This is a genomic window from Exiguobacterium sp. TNDT2, from assembly GCF_003331145.1.
Classification (GTDB): domain Bacteria; phylum Bacillota; class Bacilli; order Exiguobacteriales; family Exiguobacteriaceae; genus Exiguobacterium.
This window is the reverse complement of record NZ_QLVE01000010.1, coordinates 25,653-47,030: the sequence shown is the minus strand read 5'-3', so window position 1 is coordinate 47,030 and position 21,378 is coordinate 25,653. Positions and strand designations below refer to the sequence as shown.

Genomic DNA, 21,378 nt, shown 5'->3' with positions numbered 1-21,378 from the left:
TTTTTGTTATGTGAGTTCGGTACTATAGGCGTTGATAATTTTCTTGACGAGCGGATGTCGAACGACATCGGACGACGTGAAGTGTTCGAAATGAATCCCTTCGACGCGTTCGAGCAGATGCAGCGCCTCTTGAAGCCCTGACGCCTTTCCTTTTGGCAAATCGACTTGCGTCAAGTCGCCGGTGACAACCATTTTCGAGCCGAAACCGAGTCGAGTCAAGAACATTTTCATCTGCTCTTTCGTCGTGTTCTGCGCTTCGTCTAAAATGACGAAAGCATCTTCGAGCGTGCGTCCCCGCATGTAGGCGAGCGGGGCGACTTCGATTGTGCCTCGTTCTAGCAAACGATTCGTCTGTTCGACGCCATAGACGTCAAATAAGGCGTCATAGAGCGGACGCAAGTACGGGTCGACTTTCTCTTTCAAGTCGCCTGGCAAGAAGCCCAGATTTTCCCCTGCTTCGACGGCCGGACGCGTCAAGATGATGCGTTTGACTTGCCCTTCCTTCAATGCCCGCGCTGCCAAGACGACAGCCAGATAGGTTTTTCCGGTCCCGGCCGGTCCAATCCCGAAGACGAGATCACGTTTTTCGATGGCGCGGACGTATCGGCTCTGTCCCACCGTTTTCGCCCGGATCGGTTTGCCTTTGTTCGTCGTGAAGACAACCCGTTCATAGTGCTCGAGCAATTCGTCGCCTTTGCCGACCTTGATATGTTGAATCACGCTGATTGCATCGCTCTCGTTCAAGCGAGCCCCTTTCTTGACGAGCTGTTGCAGCGTCTTGACGACAGTTTTCGTCAATTCGAGCGTGTCAGCGGTATCGGCCTGAATAATCAATTCTTCTCCACGAGGAGTGAGTGCGACCGCGAGTTCTGCCTCAATGGCGTGGAAGACCTCGTCCTTCGGTCCAAGGAGCGCCTGTGCTTCGTTCGCATGTTCCATGACGAACGGTATCTTATCAGTCATAATCAATGGTTGTTTCTCCTCCCCATCAGTAGATTGTTCCTTCTTTACTTTAGCACTATCAAGCCGTTCGTGAAAGAAAGACCGTTTGCTTTGGCCACAAAAAGAAGCAGTGACTCGATGTCACTGCTTCAGGCTTAGCGACGGCGTTTCGACACCGGCGGCTGCAGAATTTCACTCCAAACGACAGCTTGTCGAACTTGCTTCATCGACATGCGCGGTTGCGGTTGCGACTCGGTTGCTTCCGAAATCGGCGGAATCTTGACCGTCTGTTCGAACTGTGCGCTCACGTGCGGCAATTCTTCACGTCGGCGCGGCGGCTGTAATTCCCTTGATTCAACCGGGGCGGCGACCCGGCGACGCAGTTCTTGCGGTGCCGGTTTTTCCTTGCCATCACGCGGCTCGTCAAACGTCGCCTCGACTTCCTTCATCATGTCACCGACCGTATCGAGATAGCGCTTCAAATCTGTGCTCGGCGGCCGTTCTCCAGTAGAGGATGATTTCTCCATCCGCTTCATGACCGCCGAGGCGATCCCGAAAGCGGCGAGGAGTAGTACCCAAAGTCCCTCCATCCCAATCACTCTTTGTCAGATTCGACTGGGTGACCGATCGCTTTGCGCATTTCTGTATCAGCTTGGACGTTCAAGTAGTTGACGTAGTCCATCACTCCGAGCTTGCCGTGACGGAGGGCATCGGCCATCGCAAGCGGGACTTCCGCCTCGGCCGCGACGACTTTGGCGCGCATCTCTTCGACCGATGACTTCATCTCTTGCTCACGGGCGATCGCCATCGCGCGGCGTTCTTCCGCTTTCGCTTGCGCGATTTTCTTATCAGCCTCGGCTTGGTCGGTCTGGAGGACCGCCCCGATGTTTTTACCGATATCGATGTCGGCGATATCGATCGATAGAATCTCAAACGCGGTGCCTGAATCGAGACCTTTCGTCAATACGGTACGTGAAATCATATCAGGGTTCTCCAAGACATGCTTATGGTTGTGTTGTGAACCGATCGTCGAGACGACCCCTTCACCGACACGGGCGATAATCGTCTCTTCCCCGGCACCCCCGACAAGACGGTCGATATTGGCACGGACCGTGATGCGGGCTTTCGCCTTCACTTCAATCCCGTCCATGGCCACACCGGCGATGAACGGCGTCTCGATAACTTTCGGGTTGACCGACATTTGCACGGCTTCTAGTACGTTACGGCCTGCCAAATCGATCGCTGCAGCCCGTTCAAACGACAACTCGATGTCGGCACGGTGGGCCGCAATCAAGGCATTGACGACACGGTCGACGTTACCGCCGGCCAAGAAATGACTCTCGAGCTGGTTCGTGTTCAAACCGATGCCGGCTTTGACAGCTTTGATGAGCGGGTTCACGATTTTCGATGGGACGACGCGACGGAGTCGCATCCCGATCAATGTGAAAATCGAGACGTGGACGCCAGCGGCGAACGAGCTAATCCACAGCCCGACCGGTACGAACGTGAAGAATACGGCGAGCGCAATCAATCCTCCACCTGAGATGAGTAACGTGGTCAATAGTTCTGGTGTCATTCTGTTACATCCTCCTTCGGCTCTATAAAGCTCCGGACGACGACGCGTCCTGAATCGACTTTATACACCTGAATTTTCGTTTGCGAATCGAGATAGCTACCTTCTGTCACGACGTCAATCCGTTCTCCGTCAATCTCAGCGGTACCTGCCGGGCGAAGCGGCGTCAACGTGACCCCGACTTTCCCGAGCAACCGTTTGCGGTCATCGTGAGACAGATACCCTTTGTCTGATGACGTTGAATCGGTCAAAATCAACCCTTTATACATGAGCGAACGATTGGACTGTAGGCGACGATACGCCCAAAATCCGAGTCCAGCGACGATGGCCGTGGCTAGACCGAGCGACAGCCATAGCTGCCCGATCGTGGCGCCCGCCATAATCAAACTGGCGACGACCGCCCCAATCCCCAATACGCCGAACAATCCAAAACCGGCAACGAACACTTCAATTCCTAAAAGGACGATTCCGACGAAAAATACTGTCAGAATCACTCCGAGACCAAATGTCATCGTATTGCAACCCCCTTCCGAGTTCACAAGCTACCTCTTATCTCTAGTGTATACGAAACAAGTTTGCTTGTGGTTTCAGAATACGCAAAAAAAGACAGAAACTTTTAGATCAATCTAAAAGTTTCTGTCTTACTCATTAATTCGTCAATTGTTGTTTGACAATGCGGTTCACAAGACCACCGTCTGCCTTGCCTTTAACTTGCGGCATGACGACGCCCATAACCTTACCCATATCTGACGGGCCGGTAGCATTCGTTTGAGCAATGGCTGCTTTCACGATTGCCGTGACTTCTTCTTCAGAAAGTTGTTCAGGCATATAGGCCTCTAGTACGACAATCTCGTCAGCTACTTTAGATGCAAGGTCTTCACGACCAGCGCTTTCGAATTCTCGGAGGGAGTCTCTGCGCTGTTTCATCTCTCGGTTGAGCACCGTGAGTTCCTCTTCCTCAGTAAGATCTTGTCGACCAAATTTGATGGCCTCATTTTGGAGCGACGCTTTGACCATTCGGATCGTCGTGAGACGATCTTTCTGTTTTGCGCGCATGGCTTGCTTCATGTCGTCCGTCAAGCGTTCTTGAAGACTCATGAGCTAACACCCTCTCTACAAATGAAACTGAAATTAGAATTTCTTACGCTTACGCGCAGCTTCTGATTTCAATTTGCGTTTTACGCTTGGCTTTTCGTAGTGACGACGTTTGCGAACTTCGGCAAGAGTGCCATCTTTCGAAACACCGCGTTTGAAACGACGAAGAGCGTCTTCAAGCGATTCGTTTTTACGGACACGAGTTTCCACTAGTTTTCCCTCCCTCCGAATTACACGACTAAGGAAACGTGTTTCACACGTCATAACATATTATAGTGAAAGTAAGTCGTGCGGTCAACCACTAGTTATTAATAGTCGCTATCTGAACGTCCGCCTGTGACGATGGCGATTCCAGCCGATGCGCCGATGCGCGTCGCGCCGGCATCGATCATCGCTTGGGCGCCTTCGAAATCACGTACGCCGCCTGAAGCTTTGACGCCGAGATCTGGTCCGACCGTCTCACGCATGAGGCGGATGTCCTCTACCGTCGCGCCGCCTGTCGAGAAGCCAGTCGACGTTTTCACGAAGTCTGCGCCTGCTTTGACTGAAAGTTCAGCTGCTTTTTTGATTTCTTCTTTCGTGAGCAGGCACGTCTCGAAGATGACTTTGACGAGTGTGCCGTTTGCTGCTTCGACGACAGCACGGATGTCGCGTTCGACGAGGTCGAAGTCGCCGTCTTTCATGGCACCGATGTTGATGACCATATCAATTTCATCTGCACCGTTCGCGATCGCGTCTTTTGTTTCAAACGCTTTCACTTCTGGCGTGTTGGCTCCGAGTGGGAAGCCGATGACCGTACATACTTTAACGTCGTCATCTGATTTGAGTTGTTCCGCCGCGTACTTCACCCATGTCGGGTTGACACAGACGCTTGCGAATTTATATTCGAGCGCCTCGGCACAAAGTTTCGTGACTTGATCTTTCGTTGTCTCTGCCTTCAAAGCTGTGTGGTCAATATAGCGTGCTAATTCCATCGTAAAATTCCTCCTCATGATGTATCAATCTGACATATAGGTCTGACATCTAACATATTAACATGTTTTTTTTAAATGTAATAGCTTTCAATTCAGACGAGTTGACGACGTTTTCGCGTCTGCACCCAGCTGTTCCAACTAAAGAAGAAAATGGCAATCCAGATGCATGTGAACGCAAAAATATGATAGCCCGTGAACGGTTCATTATAGAGGATGACCCCAATCGCAAGACTGAGTGTCGGTGCGATGAACTGGAGAAATCCGACAAGCGTGAACGGGATGTGTTGCGCCCCATATCCGAACAAAAGAAGCGGCAATGCCGTCATCACGCCAGTCCCGACCAATGCGACCCAAATGACCGGCTCGGTCGTCATCGTCAATCCGCCCTGTGATGCCTGCCATCCTAAGAAAATGAGTGCGACCGGCACGACCGCAAGCGTCTCGATGCCGAGACTGACCGTCGAGGCGAGCGGTCGGCGTTTCTTCACCATGCCATAAAATCCGAACGTACTGGCCAAAATGAAGGCGATCCATGGGAAGGACCCATACCCGAACGTCAAGACGAGCACGCCGATCGCCGCCACGGTCACCGCGAGCCATTGCACTCGATTTAATGATTCCCGAAAAACGAGCACGCCTAACACCATGCTGACGAGCGGATTGATGTAATAGCCGAGCGATGCTTCGATGATATAGCCGTGATTGACCGCCCATATGTACACGAACCAGTTGGCACTGACGATGAAGCCGTTCAACATGAAGGCGTTTCGCGTCGCCCGGTGTCGGAGCGCATAGTTGAACTCGGTCCACTGTTTTGTCCATTTCAAGACGAGTAAGATGAAGAGGAACGACCAGACGATGCGATGGGCCAAGATTTGACCGCTCGGTATTTCCTGCAAAAATTTCCAATAAATCGGTAGGATGCCCCACATGACATAGGCTCCGACCGTCGGCATGACGCCTTTGCTCACTCTGTTCACCTGCTCTCGTAATCAATTATCGTCAGTGTAGTCGATGCGATTCGCACATTCAAGCGATTTTTTTACCCTGAACACGATAAAAGAGGTGCGCTCGCGAGCACACCTCAAATCATTACGAATCTTAGTTCGGAATCGTCGCTACGGTCGTTAGCGCCTGCTCCAAATCTTCAATCAAGTCTTGTACATCTTCAAGGCCGACCGAGATGCGGACGAGTCCGTCCGTAATCCCGAGCTCGAGGCGGCGTTCGGCCGGAATTGACGCATGCGTCATCCGGGCTGGGACGCTAATCAAGCTCTCGACTGCGCCTAGACTTTCGGCGAGCGTGAAGTACTTCGTCTTCGCAACGACAAGTTCCGCCGCCTCGGCTGAACCGACGTCGAAGGCAATCATCCCACCGAAACCGCGTGCCTGTGATAAGTGGACCCGCTTCGCATCCTCACTGCCGACGCTCGGATGCAGGACACGGCTCACTGCCTCGTGCTTCGTCAAGTAGTCGACGAGGGCGAGCGCATTCGCTTCAATCTCTTCCATACGGACCGCGAGCGTCTTGATGCCGCGGACGACGAGGAAACTGTCTTGCGGTCCAAGTACCGCGCCGACCGAGTTTTGCAAGAACGCCAAGCGCTCCCCGAGCTCTTCTGTCCGAGCGACGACGAGACCAGCGACGACGTCGCTATGACCGCCCAAATATTTCGTGGCGCTATGAAGCACATAGTCCGCCCCGAACTCGATCGGGTTTTGGAAATACGGTGTCATGAACGTGTTGTCGACGACGAACAGGACGTCCGCTTCGTCAGCGATGGCGCGGATGAGGCGCATGTCGGTCACATTCAACAGCGGGTTCGTCGGTGTCTCGACGTAAATCATTTTCGTGTTTGGTTGAAGCGCTTCACGGACCGCTTGTGTATCGGCCGTATCGACAAAAGATGCCTCCAAGCCAAGTGATTGAAATACTCGATTGAATACACGGTACGTTCCCCCATATACGTCAGAACCGACGATAACGTGGTCCCCTGATTTCATTAACATTAAAATCGTCGAGATGGCTGCCATCCCAGAACCGAATGCAAATCCGCGAGCACCGCCCTCGATATCGGCGATGAGCGTCTCCAGTGCCGTCCGGGTCGGGTTGGCCGTCCGCGAATATTCATACCCTTCCCGAAGATTGCCGATCCCGTCTTGCTTATACGTGCTCGTCTGATAAATCGGTGGCGTGACGGCTCCTGTTAATGAATCCGTCGTCTTACCGCCGTGAATGAGTGCTGTTTTTGTACGCATGTTCTGCCTCCTTGACTATGCCTTGGCTTAAATAACGCTCGACGCTGTCCGGTAAAATTGTCACGATGACGCCTTCTGTCATTTTAACCGCTTCTTGTACGCATGCCGCAATGGCCGCGCCGGATGAACTCCCGACGAGCAGTCCTTCGTGTTTGGCGAGGTGGGCGACATAATAGAACGCCTCCTCGTCGGAGATCGTATAAATCCCGTCGATAAGGTCGCGCGGCAAGAACGCCGGCCACACCTCGACACCGATACCTTCTGTCTTGTGCGGCCCTGGTTCTCCGCCGTTCATAATCGACCCGACCGGTTCGACGACGATCGTCTTCGTCCCGTTCGGCCGCAACTTGCTCGCGACACCCGTGAACGTCCCCCCTGAGCCGGCCCCGGCGATGAACACGTCGATGTTCGGGAGGTCGGTCATGAGTTCCTCGGCGAGCGTGTCGACGTACGCGTCCGGATTATCCGGATTCGAGAACTGCTCCGGCACATAGGCGTCATGTTCGATGGCGAGCTCCTTCGCTCGCGCGATGGCACCTTTCATCCCGAGCTCTGTCGGCGTGTTGACGACGGTCGCCCCGAGGAGCGCCATGAGCGCTTGCTTTTCTTGACTGAACTTCTCCGGCGTGACCGTGATCAACCTGATGCCGTGACGTTGACAAGCGAGCGCAAGCCCGATCCCGGTATTCCCGGCCGTCGGTTCGACGACCGTTCCCCCGCGTTCAAGTTGTCCGCGTTCGAGTGCCCGTTCAACCAACTGCAAACCGAGACGGTCCTTGACGCTACCGCCCGGATTCATCATCTCAAGCTTGCCATATATTTTTACACCCGGAGGTACCGGCAACGTCCGTAACTCAAGCAGAGGCGTCTCTCCAATCAATTCATAGACGCTTTGGACAATCATTTACGCTTCGTCCTTGAAGATAATGTGCCATTCGTCACGTTTGGCGAGCATATCGGCCGCGAGTTTCTTCGCGCCCTCGAAATCATGATGGTTCGCGCTTCCGCATTGAATCGGGTTTTGCGCCGGCAACTCCGTCGCATTGGCCGCGTCGCGGAGCGTCGCTTCGACGAGGTCGAGCATCGCTTCGTAATCCCCATCGTTCAACATCGTCCAATAGAAGCCTGTTTGGCAACCCATCGGCGACACGTCGATGATTTGATTCGAGTGGCTGCGGCTGTTTTCAGCAATCAAATGCTCGAGCGAATGGACGGCACGCATCGGCATGAGCCCTTCGTTCGGTTGAATGAAACGAATGTCATATTTATAAATCGTATCGGCCGTCCCTTTCTTCACTCCGGCTAAACGGACATAAGGCGCTTGTACTTTCGTATGGTCCAAATTAAAACTTTCGACTTTATAACTTTTCATGATTGAGTTCCTCCTGATTGTTTCGTGGCCACGACTAGCCAGACGAATTTATTTTTTTGCGTGAGGGTGACCGTATAGCCGTTCGCTTCGAGCATCGCTTGAATCGTCTGGGTATACGGATAAAATTCTCGATTCAAATCCTCGAGTAAATCGGTATAGCCGTTCGCTTCGGCCCAGTCCAAGATGTCCCGTTTCGCCGATTGCGAGGCGAACATCGTATCGAGCAAGACAAAGCGCGGGGCGTCGAGATGCTCGACGTAGCTTCGAATCGCCGTTCGTTTCTCGTCATCCGTCAAATGATGGAACGCATAAGACGACACGATCGTATCAACCGGTCGATCCGTCGGATAGTTAAGGAAGTCACCGTCGACGATGTCGAGTTGTAACTTCTCGGCTGCGACGGCCCGCATTTCTGGAGACGGTTCGACCGAAATCAATTCGTGCCGCTCCAAGATTTTTGCGCTTAAGTTCCCTGTCCCACTTCCGAACTCCATGACCCGGCCTTCTAGTTGGTCGACGACCTCATTGAGCATCGTCTCGTATCCGGCGAACACTTCACGATATTGTTCGTCATGTCCGGTCACGGTCGCGTCGTATTCTGACGCCCATTCTTTAAAAATGTCCATGAATTGTAATCCCATGCTGTCACCCCATCATCTTTATTCCGACTATATCGATAAGTTTTATATGATTTATCTACTACAGACTGTATCAATTTTGGATTAAAATCTCAAGTATATTGTCTGCTTCAATTAGTAGATTTGTTTTTCGCCTTCCAACGTAAAAAAATAAAAAGGAGCTATCTGCCGTTGTAGGTGTATAGGTCCAAAGTAATTGTCAGAATTTTTTAATTTGTGCAAATTCATTACCCTTACTTTAAAAAAAATAAAAGGAATTTCTATCATTTATCCGCTATCATTTTCCACAAATAGATTCATTTCTTCAAAAAGAAAACGAATTGGAGGAGATCAAATTGCCACAACCAAAATTTTATTTAAACGTCTCTCTCGCAACTTGCCTCGCGTTGACCCCTGCCCTGCTCGGCCTCGGCGCAGAACCTGTCATGGCGAAACCAAGCGTCAAACAGAGCGTGAACACGAACGATAAGCACGAGAAGGTGCGAGTCGTCGTCGAACTTGTAGGTGCCCCAGCCATCGAGCAAGCGAAAAAGAAAGGCAAGAAATTCAATGAATTGACGAAGTCAGAGAAAGACGGTGCCCAGAAGCTCGTCAAAGCCGAACAGAACAAAGCGAAAGTGGCCATCTCAACACAAGGCGTCAAAGTTGTGACACTCGAAGAGTTCACGACCGTCTTCAACGGCTTTAGTTTGGAACTGTCTACTGCAGACATTCAACGAATCGAGGCGTTGCCAGAAGTCGCCCGTGTTCATCTAGTCAATGAATACGAACGGCCAGAAGTAAAACCCGATATGGTCACAAGTAATGGGATGGTTCAGGCACAACAAACTTGGGGCGATTACGGATATACCGGTGAAGGGACGGTCGTTGCCGTCATCGATACAGGCGTTGACGCCGACCACCGTGACTTCCGTCTTACGGATAATTCAAAAGCCGAGTTGTCTCAAACAGAAGTCGAGACGGCCGTCAGCACGTTCGGCATGCCTGGAGCTTACATAAACGGAAAAGTTCCTTACGCTTATAACTATTATGATGAGAACGATGATATCCGTGACGATTCACCTGGCGCCTCCATGCATGGAATGCACGTCTCGGGTACGGTCGCCGCCAACGGGGATGAAGCGGCCGGTGGCTTGAAAGGTGTCGCTCCAGAGGCGCAAGTGCTCGGGCTCAAAGTATTTAGTAACGATCCGAACTACGCTTCGACATATGGGGATATCTACATCAAAGCCATCGATGACGCGATCAAACTAGGTGCGGACGTCATCAACATGAGTCTCGGCTCAACGGCCGGATTTGTTGATGCCGATTCACCGGAACAACAAGCAGTACAACGCGCAGTCGATAACGGTGTGTTCATGTCCATTTCAGCTGGGAACTCGGCCTACTTCGGGAACGGGTATGACCTGCCGTACGCCGATAACCCTGACACGGGCGTCGTCGGTGCCCCGAGCGTCAGCTCGGCGTCGACATCGGTCGCTTCTCTCGAGAACGATCAAATTCAATTGGACGCGTTCTCGGTCAAGTCGGGTGACGCCACAGACAAAATCGGTTGGAAAAAACAAGACGGTCCTGCCTTCACACAAGGTGACTATGACCTCGTTTACGTTGGCGACGGTCAACCGAGCCAGTACGTCGGGAAAGACGTCAAAGGAAAAATTGTCCTCGCGGTCCGCGACGGCAGTTACTTCTATTCAAACATTCAACAGACAGCCGAAGCGAACGGCGCGGCCGGCGTCATCGTCCGCGGAGCCGTCGGTCACGGCGATTATGTGAGCATGGCATTGGCCAACCCGAAAATCCCGATGGCCTCGCTCAGCATCAAAGACGGGAACACGTTGCAACAACGTCTCCTCGCTGGTGAACAGATGACAATCGGCTTTGCCGGCGATCGCCTCAGCGTCGTCAACGGCGCGGCCGGACAGCTCTCGAATTTCACGTCGTGGGGCATGACGCCAAACCTTGACTTCAAACCGGAGATTTCGGCACCGGGTGGTCAAATCTTCTCGACGTTGAACGATAACCAGTACGGCTTGATGAGCGGTACATCAATGGCTGCCCCACACGTAGCCGGTGGAGCCGCCCTCGTCCTCGAGCGCGTCGACCGCGATTTCAACTTGACGGGCACGGCACGTGTGACGATGGCGAAGAATTTGCTCATCAACACGTCGAAAGCGGTCACGGATATCGGACCGCTCAACAAACAGTTGCAACAAAACCTTCCGTACACGCCACGTCGCGGAGGCGCTGGCTTGATGCAATTGCATGCTGCCGTCTCGACACCAGCGATTGCGTACGAGAAGAATACAAAAGAGGCGAAAGTCGCGCTCAAAGAATTGAACCGCAGCAAGGCGACGTTCACGCTTGTCGTGGAGAACTTGTCGGACAAGGCCGTATCGTATAACGTGTCTTCGTCACTCCAAACCGACCTCGCCGTCGAGAAGACGGCCGGACTCGTTCAAAACGCGATGGAAGCCCAAGCGCTCGAGAATGCCCAAGTGACGGTCAACGGGAAGAAAGTCAGTACGGTCAAAGTAAAACCGAACGCGAAAGTAGAACTCAAAGTCGCACTCGACGTCTCGAAAGCGCAAGTGCTCAATCCGAAAACGCTCGACGGTCTCGTACCGGCGAAAGACGTCTTCGAGAACGGTTACTTCGTCGATGGATTCGTCCGCTTGACGGACGTCAACGGTGCTGAGGGCAACCCGTCACTCGTCGTGCCGTTCGTCGGTTTTGAAGGCGACTGGGGCAAGGCGCCAATCTTCGATGCTTCCATCTATGAAGATGGCTCGTTCTATGAAGTGTCGGGCATGGTCGATGAGACAGGAAATTATCTCGGTTCGAACCTCGACAAGTCGGTCGACGCCGATGCGATCGCCTTCTCACCAGACAAGGATGGCTCAAAAGACGTTGCCGTACCGGTGTTCTCGTTGCTCCGTAACGCCAAGGACGTCAAGTATCGCATCGTTGACGAAGCCGGCAATGTCGTCCGGACGTTGTTCCAAGACGAAGAGCTTCGCAAAAACTACTTTGACGGCGGTGCCAACACACCTTATTACTACTCGGCCGCCTACACATGGGATGGTCAGTTGAACGGCAAACCAGCCCCGGCCGGCAAATACTTCTATGAAATCGAAGGAAGCATCGACTACATGAAGAAGCAAGCCCAGACGCTTCGCTTCCCGGTCAAAGTCGATTACACGGACCCGACGTTCACGACGAAATGGCAAGGGGACAGCTTGGCGGTCGAAGCGAAAGATGAATTCTCAGGCATCCATTCAGTCGAATACTTCTTGAACGGGAAATCCGTCGCCAAGCAAGCTGACGGCAAAGCCTATACGTTCGCAGGCGTCAGTGACGCCGATCAAGTCAGCGTTCGCGTCGTCGATCACGCTGGCAACAGCACGACGAAGACGGTCGCTTACTCGACAGACGCGGATAAGCCAGGCGTGTTCGTGAACGCCCCGCTCGCTTTGACGCCATACGCGACATCGGTCATTCCGATCTCTGGAACGATTCAAGACGCATCTGCGATCCAGTCGTTCCAAGTCGACGGTGTTGACGTGCCGCTCTCGTGGGATGATGCGAAGAAAGAACATGTCTTCAACACGACGCGGACGTTTGCGGACGGTGTCCATAAGTTGCGGTTCGTCGCCGAGGATGCGGCCGGAAACACCACCAACTTCCAACGCGCCATTTTCGTGGACACGACACCAGCCGTGATTGAAATCGGAAAACTGCCGAAGAAGATTGGTAAAAAACAAACGACGGTCGATGTCGCTGTGACGGTGAAAGACAACTTCGACGAAGTGAAACTCGTCGTCAACGGTGACTTGAAGTTCAGTCAGGCGTTGAAAGCACCTTATGTGATGCGTTCGTTCGCAAAAACGCAGACGGTCACGCTTCCTGTGACCTCAGGTGAGAACACGTTCACGTTCGAGGCGACTGACCTCGCCGGAAACGTGACGACGAAGACGATCACACTCGTCAAATAATAAGCAAGGGCTCGCAGTGATTATGCGAGCCCTTCTGTCTTCTCAAAAAACGGCTCCCGCATCCGCGAGAGCCGTTTGAGGTGTTAATTTAATTCGAGCGCATAAGACACAGCTGCGAGCGCATAGAGCGGAGCCGTCTCCGAACGCAAGATGCGCGGTCCGAACGCACAGGCCCGTGCCCCGCGCTCCATCCACTCGTTCACTTCACTTTCGTCAAAGCCGCCTTCCGGCCCGACAATGAGCAGTAGTTTTGCCCCAGGACGCAGTGCTTGCAATATGGTCACAAACGCTGCTTGCTCCCCTTGCTTTGCTTCTTCCTCATAGGCGATGACGACGGCGTCGAACGCATCGATTCGGTCCGCCAGTTCTCGAGGTGTGATGTGTTGGCACATCGGAACGACGGCGCGGTACGACTGTTCGGCCGCTTCCTGCATGATTTTTTGGAGCCGTTCAACTTTTTTCGGTGCCTTTTTGGCGTCCCATCTGGCGACCGAGCGCTTCGACTCGAACACCCAAAAGTGATGCATGCCGAGTTCGGTCCCTTTTTGGGCGACGAGTTCGACTTTATCGCCTTTCGGAAGCGCATAGGCGAGTGTCACGTCGACGGGAAGTTCGGTCGTCGCTTGACGACGTTCGAGCACTCGGGCCGTCCCCCTCTTCTTCTCGAGCGTCACGACCTCGGCCTCATACTCGAGACCGGTACCATCTAAAAGCACCATACGATACCCAGGACTTTCCCGAAGCACCGTGCCGATATGATAGACGACGTCGGCCGGTAACGTGGCCATGTCATTGACAAATGATTCGCGCGGTAAGAAATAACGTTGCATAGCTTAGTCCTTCTTCGCGATGATGGCGACCCAGTCTTCCATGACTCGTGTCTCTACAATCGTGAAACCGGACGCTTCGAGCGCAGCCGTCACTTCGGCCCGCTTTTGACCGATGATTCCAGACGTGATGAAGTAACCGCCTGACTTGACGCGCGCGTAAGCGTCATCGATGAACAGCATGATGACGTCGGCCAAAATATTGGCGACGACGAGGTCATACTCGCCCGTCATCCCTTTTAGCAGATCCCCCGTCTTCACATCGACGACGTCTTGCGCATCGTTCGTCTCGACGTTTTGACGCGCCGATTCGACGGCGACCGCATCCAAATCGAGCGCATCGACCCGTTCGGCTCCGAGTTTCGCCGCGGCGATGGCGAGCACGCCCGACCCAGTGCCGACATCGATTAGCCGGTCACCCGGTCGGATATAGTTTTCGATCGCCTGAATGCAGAGCATCGTCGTCGGATGCGTACCCGTCCCGAACGCCATGCCCGGATCGAGCAAGATGACGTTCTCTTCCGGTTGTGGCTCGTAATCTTCCCAAAGCGGGACGATCGTCAAATGTTGCGAGATTTTGACGGGCTTGTAGTACTGCTTCCACGAGTGGGCCCAGTCCTCTTCGTCCATCTCGACGACCGTCACGTCACCGGTACCGATATCGAGCACATGACGCAAGCCATCCACTTCTTTTTTGAGCGCGGCGAGGGTGTCTTGGAAATCACCCGAGGCCGGGACGTACGCTTTCACGTAGACGCCAGACGTCGGATATGATTCGCGTCCGGAAATGTCCCAAACCTCTCCGAAATGGTCTTCGGCCATCATCTGGTCGTAGTCCTCGACGTCCTCGATGACGACCCCTTGTGCCCCCACTTCATGTAGTAAATTCGATACGGCTTCGACTGCTTGCTGTGTCGTGTGGACACAAATTTCAGACCATTTCATTGTTTGAACACGCTCCTTTTACTGGCTAAAAAACTTCTTCATCTTTTGGAACAGGCCGTGTTGTTCTTCGACGCCTGCTTCTCCGCTAATCTCTTCGAATTCACGGAGCAATTCTTTTTGGCGGTCGGTCATGTTCGTCGGCGTCATGATGACGATATTGACGTACTGGTCGCCATTGCCGCCGCCGCGGACGCTCGGCATCCCTTTGCCGCGCAATCGGAATTTCGACCCGGTTTGCGTGCCGGCCGGAACTTTCAAACTCACCTTGCCGTGGACGGTCGGAACTTCGAGCTCGGCACCGAGTGCGGCCTGAGCGAACGTGACCGGCATCTCCATCGTGATGTGTTGGTCGACCCGTTCAAAGATCTCATGGGCCCGGACGCGGACGACGATATATAGGTCTCCGGCTGGCCCGCCGTTATGACCTGGGCCGCCTTTACCGGAGAGACGAATTTGTTGGCCGTTGTCAATCCCGGCCGGAATCTTGACTTCGACTTGCTTCTGTTTTTTGACGTGGCCTGAGCCGTGGCACGTGTCACATTTTTCTTTAATCGTCTTGCCGCTGCCGTGACATTGGCTACACGTCCGCTGGTTGACCATCCGGCCGAGAATCGTGTTCTGTTCGACCGTCTCGACACCGCTGCCGCCACAACGGCCACACGTCTCTGGTTTCGTTCCCGGTTTGGCGCCGCTGCCCATGCACGTGTCACATTCCACTTCGATCTCAAGGTCGATCGTTTCCGTCTTACCGGTCACGCTCTCCATGAAATCGAGGTCGACGACGTATTGATAATCTTCGCCGCGACGTGGGGCGTTCGGGTCTTGACGACGTCCGCCGCCACCGAAGAACATGTCAAAAATGTCGCCGAAACCGCCTTGGAAGTCGCCACCGCCACCGAACTGGCTGGCCCCTTCAAAACCGAAGCGGTCGTATTGGGCCCGTTTTTGCTCGTCTGACAGCACTTCATACGCTTCGCCGAGCTCTTTAAATTTCTCAGCCGCATCCGGCTCTTGGTTGATGTCTGGGTGATATTGTCGTGCGAGCTTACGATATGCCCGCTTGATGTCTTGTGCCGAGGCCGATTTATCCAGGCCAAGCACTTCATAGTAATCTCGTTTCGCCACGTTACTCTCTCCTCTACACTGTCTAAACTAAGATTCTACCGAATCTACCTTAACATGGAAAGAGCCAAAGCAGAAACCTGCTTTGGCGCTCTCCTATCTATCGGTTGCCTTATTTACGATCGTCGAGGTCTTCAAACTCCGCGTCGACGACGTTGTCGTCTTTCGCTTCCGTCTGTGTCTCGGCACCTTCAGCACCTTGCTCTTCAGCCATGTTCGCATATACTTTTTGCGTCAATTCTTGAACGACGTTTGACAATTCGTCTTTCGCCGTCCGGATTGCTTCGAGGTCTGTGCCTTCGAGGGCTGACTTGGCTTTTTCTTTCGCCGCTTCAGCACGCTCTTTGTCCGCCGCGTCGACTTTGTCGCCGAGGTCTTTGATCGCTTTGTCTGTCGCGAAGATGAGTTGGTCCGTCTCGTTGCGGAGTTCGGCTTCTTCTTTACGCTGTTTGTCCGCTTCTGCGTTCGCTTCCGCTTCTTTTACCATGCGCTCGATTTCAGCCTCATCGATACCTGAAGACGATTGAATCGTGATCGACTGCTCTTTGTTCGTACCGAGGTCTTTCGCCGATACGTGAACGATTCCGTTCGCATCGATGTCGAATTTGACTTCGATTTGCGGCACACCGCGTGGTGCCGGCGGGATGTCCGTCAATTGGAAGCGGCCGAGCGTCTTGTTATCCGGCGCCATCGGACGTTCTCCTTGGAGGACGTGAATGTCTACGGCCGGCTGGTTGTCAGCTGCCGTCGAGAAGACTTGTGATTTCGATGTCGGGATTGTCGTGTTACGTTCAATCAACTTCGTCATCACGCCACCCATCGTCTCGATACCGAGCGAGAGCGGAGTCACGTCGAGGAGGACGACATCTTTGACGTCACCAGCGAGGACCCCACCTTGGATCGCCGCACCGAGAGCAACAACTTCATCCGGGTTGACACCTTTGAACGGCTCTTTCTTCGTGAAGTCGTGAATTGCTTTTTGGACCGCTGGGATACGAGTCGAACCACCGACGAGGATGATTTTGTCGAGGTCAGATGGTGTGAGACCAGAGTCTTTCAACGCGCGGCGTGTCGGTTCCATCGTGCGCTCGACGAGGTCGGCTGTCAACTCATCGAATTTCGCACGCGTGAGCGTCGTTTCAAGGTGAAGCGGACCAGCCGCTCCGGCCGTGATGAACGGAAGGCTGATGTGTGCGCTTGTCACGCCTGAGAGATCTTTCTTCGCTTTTTCAGCTGCATCTTTCAAACGTTGGAGTGCCATCTTGTCTTGGGCGAGGTCGATGCCGTTCTCTTTTTTGAATTCAGATACGAGATAGTCGATGACTTTTTGGTCAAAGTCGTCACCGCCGAGACGGTTGTCCCCTGCCGTCGCAACAACTTCGAAGACGCCGTCGCCAAGTTCGAGAATCGACACGTCGAACGTACCGCCACCGAGGTCATAAATCAAAATCGTGTGGTCTTCGCCTTTGTCGAGTCCGTAAGCGAGTGCCGCCGCTGTCGGCTCGTTGATAATCCGCTTGACATCAAGTCCAGCAATTTTCCCTGCGTCTTTCGTTGCTTGACGCTCGGCGTCGTTGAAATAAGCAGGAACAGTGATGACCGCTTCTGTCACTGACTCACCGAGGTAGTCTTCCGCATCTTTTTTCAATTTTTGTAAGATAATCGCCGAGATCTCTTGCGGTGTGAATTTCTTACCATCGACTTCTACTGTATGCGAAGTACCCATATGACGTTTAATCGACTGGATCGTATTCGGGTTCGTGATGGCCTGACGTTTCGCGACTTCACCGACTTGACGCTCTTCGCCTTTAAATGCGACGACAGAAGGTGTCGTACGGTTCCCTTCCGCGTTCGAGATGACGACCGCTTCGCCACCTTCCATCACTGCCACACATGAGTTCGTTGTCCCTAAGTCAATTCCGATAATTTTACCCATTGTCTATTCCTCCATCTAATTAAGTAATGTTATTCTGAGACTTTTACCATGCTCGGACGAATGACACGTCCGTGCATTGTGTACCCTTTTTGAAGCTCCATCGTCACGATCCCTGACTCGAACTCATCGCTCGGCTCTTGCATGACCGCTTGATGATAGTTCGGGTCAAACGGTTGTCCGACCGCGTCGATCACTTCGACGTTCTCACCGTTCAAAACGTCGAGCAACTGGCGGTGAATCATGTCGACGCCGGCTTGAATCTGCTTGGCGTCTTCCGAATTCGCTTCGACTTGGAGCGCCCGTTCAAAGTTGTCGATGAGCGGAATCAATTTCTCGACGACCGTCTGTGAAGCGAACTTCACACGTTTCGCGTTCTCTTCGTTCGTCCGGCGTCGGAAGTTGTCAAAGTCCGCGCGGATGCGGAGCTCGCTCGCTTTGAGTGCGTCGATCTCTTTCTGTAAATCCGTCCCTTCAGAAGTTTCTTCCACAAACTCAACATTTGAAACCTCTTCAGCTTCTACTGTCTCCATCTGTTTCGGATCAAAATCTTTTTCTTCGAGCACTTCTTCTGGCCCTGGCCCGTTTTGTTTGTCAGTTGTCATAATGAGGCTCCTTTCCATCACTCTTCTAATTTCGTTCGCCTGAGCGCCTCAATAATTTGTCCCATCATTTGAACCCCGTGTCGATAATCCATCCGAGTCGGCCCAATCATCGCGATCGTGCCGAATGTCTGGCCGTCGAGCGTATAGTCGGAGGTGATAACGCTACAATTTTGAAGCGCGACGATGCCATTCTCGCTTCCAATGCTCACATAAATCTCCCGGTTTGGCAACGATTCGAGCCAGTCGGTCAATCGCTCCTGCTCATCGATCCATTCAAGGAACGGACGCAGCGTATCAAGCGTCTGAAACTCAGGTTGATTGAAGATGTTCTTCTTCCCGCCTAGGTAAAGTGAAGCAGGATGGTGAACGCCGACGGTCGATTGAATGAGTTGCATCATGAACTCAAATTGTTCTTGATGCGCGAGGTGAAGCTTGGACACTTCTTCTCCAATTCGAAGCTTCAGCTGACCGAGTGGAGTTCCTTTCAGACGATTGTTCAAGAACCGAACCGTCTGTTCGACCACATCCGGCGCCATCGGTGAATCGAATACGACCGTCCGATGTTCGACGTGTCCTTGATCGGTCACGATCAAGACGACACCGCGTCGCTCATCGAGCGGCATCAAATCGATTCGGGCCAACCGATTCATCTGGCTGTTGGGTCCGAGTGCCACCGTCGTATAATTGGTCAAATCAGAGAGTAGGTCAGCGGCTTGACGGATGAGTACTTCCGACTCTTGGGCCGAGGCACGAAGTCGTTCGCCGAGATGATATGTCGCCCGCTCGTCGATGATTTTCGTCTCGACGAGATGGTCGACATAGTACCGATAACCGACTTCAGACGGGATGCGTCCGGCCGACGTGTGCGGCTTTTCAATCAGACCCAAATCTTCTAAATCGGCCATGTCATTTCGGATCGTCGCCGAACTGAATGACAAGTCATCCCGCTTCGATAACGTCCGCGAACCGACGGGTTGGGCCGTTTGAATATAATCATCAATAATGGCTCGTAAAATGAGCAATTGTCTCTCTGTCAGCACAACGTCACTCCTCTCTGAAGGATTGGCCTTACTTTGTTAGCACTCATATTCATCGAGTGCTAATCACACTTCAAATATTATCATGTTCTCCACATTTGTCAATTCATTCGCCTCATTTTTTCCTGTCCATTGAAGCCTTCCGGTATGCATGTCTCTTCAAGTTTCGGTATGATACAAATTGAGGTGATTAGATGTTTACAACACAACAATTTAACGTATTCACACAAGACGGACTCGATGCCCGGATGGCTGGGATCCGTGCTGAGATTCAACCGCTGTTCCACCGAATCTATGACGAGGTCGGTCCTCAACTTGAGGCCGATGTCGGTCTCCCGCTCTATCTGCATGTCGCCAAACATGCCCGTCGCACAGTCAATCCACCGAAAGACACGTGGATGGCCATTTGCCATGATAAGCGCGGCTATAAGAAACATCCCCATTTCCAAGTCGGCCTGTTCGATGATCGCGTCTTCATTTGGCTCGCCTTCATCTATGAGATGCCGAACAAAGAAGCGATCGGCCGTCGACTCATGACGATCGACTTCAAATCAGAGTTCCCCGACTTCCATGTCGCCGGGGATCATATGAAAAAAGACGCGTTCTTAATTGAGGATTCGTCAGCTGAATCGATTGAGGCAATCACGGAACGGTTCGCGACCGTGAAGAAAGCCGACTTCTTGATTGGACGTCAACTTCCGGCCGATGCGTCGATTCTCCAAAACGAAGCCGCGTTCCTCGCGCTCGTCGAGGACACGTTCAGCCGGCTCCTGCCGCTTTACCGCGATCTTGTCTTATGACCAAAACAAGGGCGAACCCAATCCGGGTTCGCCCTTGTGTTTATGACATCGATGTCTATTCCGGTGAGTCGATCATCCGTGCCTCGCCGATGAAAGCGGCGAACGCCTCGTTGGCGAGCGGGAGCCCAGATTCGGTCAAGCGGACGTGTGTGTCCGTCGTCTCGATCAACCGTTTCGCCTCAAGCTCAGTCAAGACGTGCCCGAACACCGAACGCATCGACACACCATACTTCGACTCGAACGTCGCAAACGACACGCCTTGACGCATCCGGAGTCCGAGGAACAGTTCCTCTTCCATCTTCTCGAACGTCTCGAGCGTCGTCGTATTGCGAACCGGTAGCCCTTCCTCCTTGATATAGTGCGGAATCGGGGCGATGTTCGCCCGCCGTTCCCCGTTCAAATAACTGTGCGCTCCGGCCCCGAAACCATAATACTCTTCGTTGCGCCAGTACACTTGGTTGTGACGGCTCTCGCGTCCTTCGAGGCTATAGTTCGAAATCTCGTATTGCTTCAAACCGCGACGTTCGAGCGTCTCCATCACTTTCAAATACATCGCGACTTCGATGTCCTCGCCCGGAAGGCGCAGCTTTCCTTTTCGTTCTTGAATCGCGAACACGGTGTGCGGCTCGAGGATCAACGAATAGGAAGACACGTGTTGAATCGGAAGCTTGAACGCCAAGTCGAGGTCGCGCTCGATCTGCTCAAGCGTCTGCTCCGGCAAGCCGAACATCAAGTCGATTGAAATGTTATCGAATCGCTTCGCGGCCTCTGTCACGGTCGCGAACACGTCATCGGCCCGGTGTGTCCGTCCGATCCGTTCGAGTCCGCCGTCATCGAACGTTTGGACACCGAAACTGACGCGGTTGACGCCGCCCTGTTTCATCGTATCAAGCTTCTCGGCGCTCACGAAGTTCGGGTTCGCCTCGACCGAGTATTCGAGATTCGGCGACGCGAGCGGGAGCAAGTGACGCGCGACCATATCCATGAGACGTTTCATCTGCGCCTCATCGAGTGCGGTCGGTGTCCCGCCGCCGATAAAGATCGTCTCGATCGTATCGGTCGGATATTGTTTGAGCGAGAGTTTGATTTCTCGTTCAAGTGCATCTAAATAGTCATCAACCGGTTGGTTCTTCAAGAACACCTTGTTGAAATCGCAGTAATAACAAATATGTTCACAAAATGGAATGTGAAGATATACGGCTTTAGCCATGGCGGCCACCCCTTTCTTCTCTTCCATTTATAACGCTTTTCACGTCGTGAC

21 protein-coding genes are annotated in these 21,378 nt (G+C 53.0%); 2 read left to right on the top strand and 19 right to left on the bottom strand.

Translation table 11 applies throughout. The features are described 5' to 3' along the window. Nucleotides 1–6: 6 nt before the first annotated feature. The 12 genes from DPV68_RS07325 to DPV68_RS07270 form a co-directional block, all read right to left on the bottom strand. The gene (locus DPV68_RS07325; protein ID WP_114166144.1) at nt 7–963 is read right to left on the bottom strand and encodes a PhoH family protein; all 957 of its coding nucleotides are present in this window, start codon (nt 961–963) and stop codon (nt 7–9) included. Between the two features lie 134 nt (nt 964–1,097). Then, nucleotides 1,098–1,532: a hypothetical protein gene (locus DPV68_RS07320; RefSeq protein ID WP_114166118.1), complete on the bottom strand. Its 435-nt coding sequence runs from the start codon at nt 1,530–1,532 to the stop codon at nt 1,098–1,100. Nucleotides 1,533–1,537: 5 nt separating this feature from the next. Next, nucleotides 1,538–2,518, bottom strand: coding sequence for a flotillin-like protein FloA (gene floA, locus DPV68_RS07315; protein ID WP_034778121.1), 981 nt, complete (start codon nt 2,516–2,518; stop codon nt 1,538–1,540). After that, nucleotides 2,515–3,027, bottom strand: a complete 513-nt coding sequence (locus DPV68_RS07310) for an NfeD family protein (protein ID WP_034778122.1) — start codon at nt 3,025–3,027, stop codon at nt 2,515–2,517. The genes floA and DPV68_RS07310 overlap by 4 nt, the downstream gene beginning before the upstream one ends. Before the next feature lie 136 nt (nt 3,028–3,163). Then, complete coding sequence (locus DPV68_RS07305; protein ID WP_114166117.1) at nt 3,164–3,613, bottom strand: GatB/YqeY domain-containing protein; 450 nt, start codon at nt 3,611–3,613, stop codon at nt 3,164–3,166. A 33-nt stretch (nt 3,614–3,646) separates the two neighbouring features. Next, nucleotides 3,647–3,841, bottom strand: coding sequence for a 30S ribosomal protein S21 (rpsU, locus tag DPV68_RS07300; protein WP_029334745.1), 195 nt, complete (start codon nt 3,839–3,841; stop codon nt 3,647–3,649). Nucleotides 3,842–3,918: 77 nt separating this feature from the next. After that, a complete protein-coding gene (deoC, locus tag DPV68_RS07295; protein WP_029595219.1) occupies nt 3,919–4,584 on the bottom strand; it encodes a deoxyribose-phosphate aldolase in 666 nt (221 codons plus the stop codon). Nucleotides 4,585–4,676: 92 nt separating this feature from the next. Then, nucleotides 4,677–5,555: an EamA family transporter RarD gene (rarD, locus tag DPV68_RS07290; RefSeq protein ID WP_232819545.1), complete on the bottom strand. Its 879-nt coding sequence runs from the start codon at nt 5,553–5,555 to the stop codon at nt 4,677–4,679. 130 nt (nt 5,556–5,685) lie between these two features. After that, complete coding sequence (locus DPV68_RS07285) at nt 5,686–6,843, bottom strand: bifunctional cystathionine gamma-lyase/homocysteine desulfhydrase (RefSeq protein WP_114166115.1); 1,158 nt, start codon at nt 6,841–6,843, stop codon at nt 5,686–5,688. Then, a complete protein-coding gene (locus DPV68_RS07280) occupies nt 6,809–7,747 on the bottom strand; it encodes a PLP-dependent cysteine synthase family protein (RefSeq protein WP_114166114.1) in 939 nt (312 codons plus the stop codon). The genes DPV68_RS07285 and DPV68_RS07280 overlap by 35 nt, the downstream gene beginning before the upstream one ends. After that, nucleotides 7,748–8,215, bottom strand: coding sequence for an S-ribosylhomocysteine lyase (locus DPV68_RS07275; RefSeq protein WP_021065678.1), 468 nt, complete (start codon nt 8,213–8,215; stop codon nt 7,748–7,750). Then, a complete protein-coding gene (locus tag DPV68_RS07270) occupies nt 8,212–8,856 on the bottom strand; it encodes a class I SAM-dependent methyltransferase (RefSeq protein WP_114166113.1) in 645 nt (214 codons plus the stop codon). The genes DPV68_RS07275 and DPV68_RS07270 overlap by 4 nt, the downstream gene beginning before the upstream one ends. Before the next feature lie 332 nt (nt 8,857–9,188). Here DPV68_RS07270 and DPV68_RS07265 point away from each other — a divergent pair, with 332 nt between their 5' ends. Next, a complete protein-coding gene (locus tag DPV68_RS07265) occupies nt 9,189–12,848 on the top strand; it encodes a S8 family serine peptidase (protein ID WP_114166112.1) in 3,660 nt (1,219 codons plus the stop codon). Nucleotides 12,849–12,931: 83 nt separating this feature from the next. Here DPV68_RS07265 and DPV68_RS07260 read toward each other — a convergent pair whose 3' ends face one another. The 6 genes from DPV68_RS07260 to hrcA all read right to left on the bottom strand — a co-directional run bounded on the left by DPV68_RS07260 (nt 12,932) and on the right by hrcA (nt 19,320). Next, nucleotides 12,932–13,678 (bottom strand): 16S rRNA (uracil(1498)-N(3))-methyltransferase, encoded by a 747-nt coding sequence (locus DPV68_RS07260; RefSeq protein WP_114166111.1) that lies wholly within the window; start codon nt 13,676–13,678, stop codon nt 12,932–12,934. Between the two features lie 3 nt (nt 13,679–13,681). After that, complete coding sequence (prmA, locus tag DPV68_RS07255; RefSeq protein WP_114166110.1) at nt 13,682–14,620, bottom strand: 50S ribosomal protein L11 methyltransferase; 939 nt, start codon at nt 14,618–14,620, stop codon at nt 13,682–13,684. A gap of 18 nt (nt 14,621–14,638) precedes the next feature. Continuing rightward, nucleotides 14,639–15,745, bottom strand: a complete 1,107-nt coding sequence (dnaJ, locus tag DPV68_RS07250) for a molecular chaperone DnaJ (RefSeq protein ID WP_114166109.1) — start codon at nt 15,743–15,745, stop codon at nt 14,639–14,641. A gap of 109 nt (nt 15,746–15,854) precedes the next feature. After that, nucleotides 15,855–17,678, bottom strand: a complete 1,824-nt coding sequence (gene dnaK, locus DPV68_RS07245) for a molecular chaperone DnaK (protein WP_114166108.1) — start codon at nt 17,676–17,678, stop codon at nt 15,855–15,857. 29 nt (nt 17,679–17,707) lie between these two features. Beyond that, nucleotides 17,708–18,280, bottom strand: coding sequence for a nucleotide exchange factor GrpE (grpE, locus tag DPV68_RS07240; RefSeq protein WP_114166107.1), 573 nt, complete (start codon nt 18,278–18,280; stop codon nt 17,708–17,710). A 17-nt stretch (nt 18,281–18,297) separates the two neighbouring features. Beyond that, nucleotides 18,298–19,320 (bottom strand): heat-inducible transcriptional repressor HrcA, encoded by a 1,023-nt coding sequence (gene hrcA / locus DPV68_RS07235; RefSeq protein ID WP_114166106.1) that lies wholly within the window; start codon nt 19,318–19,320, stop codon nt 18,298–18,300. Nucleotides 19,321–19,511: 191 nt separating this feature from the next. Here hrcA and DPV68_RS07230 point away from each other — a divergent pair, with 191 nt between their 5' ends. After that, nucleotides 19,512–20,117, top strand: coding sequence for a DUF1054 domain-containing protein (locus DPV68_RS07230; protein WP_114166105.1), 606 nt, complete (start codon nt 19,512–19,514; stop codon nt 20,115–20,117). 55 nt (nt 20,118–20,172) lie between these two features. Here the strand turns inward: DPV68_RS07230 and hemW are convergent, their stop codons facing one another. Continuing rightward, nucleotides 20,173–21,327, bottom strand: coding sequence for a radical SAM family heme chaperone HemW (hemW, locus tag DPV68_RS07225; protein ID WP_114166104.1), 1,155 nt, complete (start codon nt 21,325–21,327; stop codon nt 20,173–20,175). Nucleotides 21,328–21,378: the final 51 nt, after the last annotated feature.

Bases quoted from the DNA above. Each gene is read 5' to 3' on its own strand.
- DPV68_RS07275 (WP_021065678.1), bottom strand. From the start codon at position 8,215: ATGAAAAGTTATAAAGTCGAAAGTTTTAATTTGGACCATACGAAAGTA.
- prmA (WP_114166110.1), bottom strand. From the start codon at position 14,620: ATGAAATGGTCTGAAATTTGTGTCCACACGACACAGCAAGCAGTCGAA.
- DPV68_RS07285 (WP_114166115.1), bottom strand. From the start codon at position 6,843: ATGCGTACAAAAACAGCACTCATTCACGGCGGTAAGACGACGGATTCA.
- DPV68_RS07230 (WP_114166105.1), top strand. From the start codon at position 19,512: ATGTTTACAACACAACAATTTAACGTATTCACACAAGACGGACTCGAT.
- floA (WP_034778121.1), bottom strand. From the start codon at position 2,518: ATGACACCAGAACTATTGACCACGTTACTCATCTCAGGTGGAGGATTG.
- DPV68_RS07320 (WP_114166118.1), bottom strand. From the start codon at position 1,532: ATGGAGGGACTTTGGGTACTACTCCTCGCCGCTTTCGGGATCGCCTCG.
- DPV68_RS07260 (WP_114166111.1), bottom strand. From the start codon at position 13,678: ATGCAACGTTATTTCTTACCGCGCGAATCATTTGTCAATGACATGGCC.
- DPV68_RS07305 (WP_114166117.1), bottom strand. From the start codon at position 3,613: ATGAGTCTTCAAGAACGCTTGACGGACGACATGAAGCAAGCCATGCGC.
- deoC (WP_029595219.1), bottom strand. From the start codon at position 4,584: ATGGAATTAGCACGCTATATTGACCACACAGCTTTGAAGGCAGAGACA.
- DPV68_RS07270 (WP_114166113.1), bottom strand. From the start codon at position 8,856: ATGGGATTACAATTCATGGACATTTTTAAAGAATGGGCGTCAGAATAC.
- grpE (WP_114166107.1), bottom strand. From the start codon at position 18,280: ATGACAACTGACAAACAAAACGGGCCAGGGCCAGAAGAAGTGCTCGAA.
- DPV68_RS07325 (WP_114166144.1), bottom strand. From the start codon at position 963: ATGACTGATAAGATACCGTTCGTCATGGAACATGCGAACGAAGCACAG.
- DPV68_RS07310 (WP_034778122.1), bottom strand. From the start codon at position 3,027: ATGACATTTGGTCTCGGAGTGATTCTGACAGTATTTTTCGTCGGAATC.
- hemW (WP_114166104.1), bottom strand. From the start codon at position 21,327: ATGGCTAAAGCCGTATATCTTCACATTCCATTTTGTGAACATATTTGT.
- dnaK (WP_114166108.1), bottom strand. From the start codon at position 17,678: ATGGGTAAAATTATCGGAATTGACTTAGGGACAACGAACTCATGTGTG.
- DPV68_RS07280 (WP_114166114.1), bottom strand. From the start codon at position 7,747: ATGATTGTCCAAAGCGTCTATGAATTGATTGGAGAGACGCCTCTGCTT.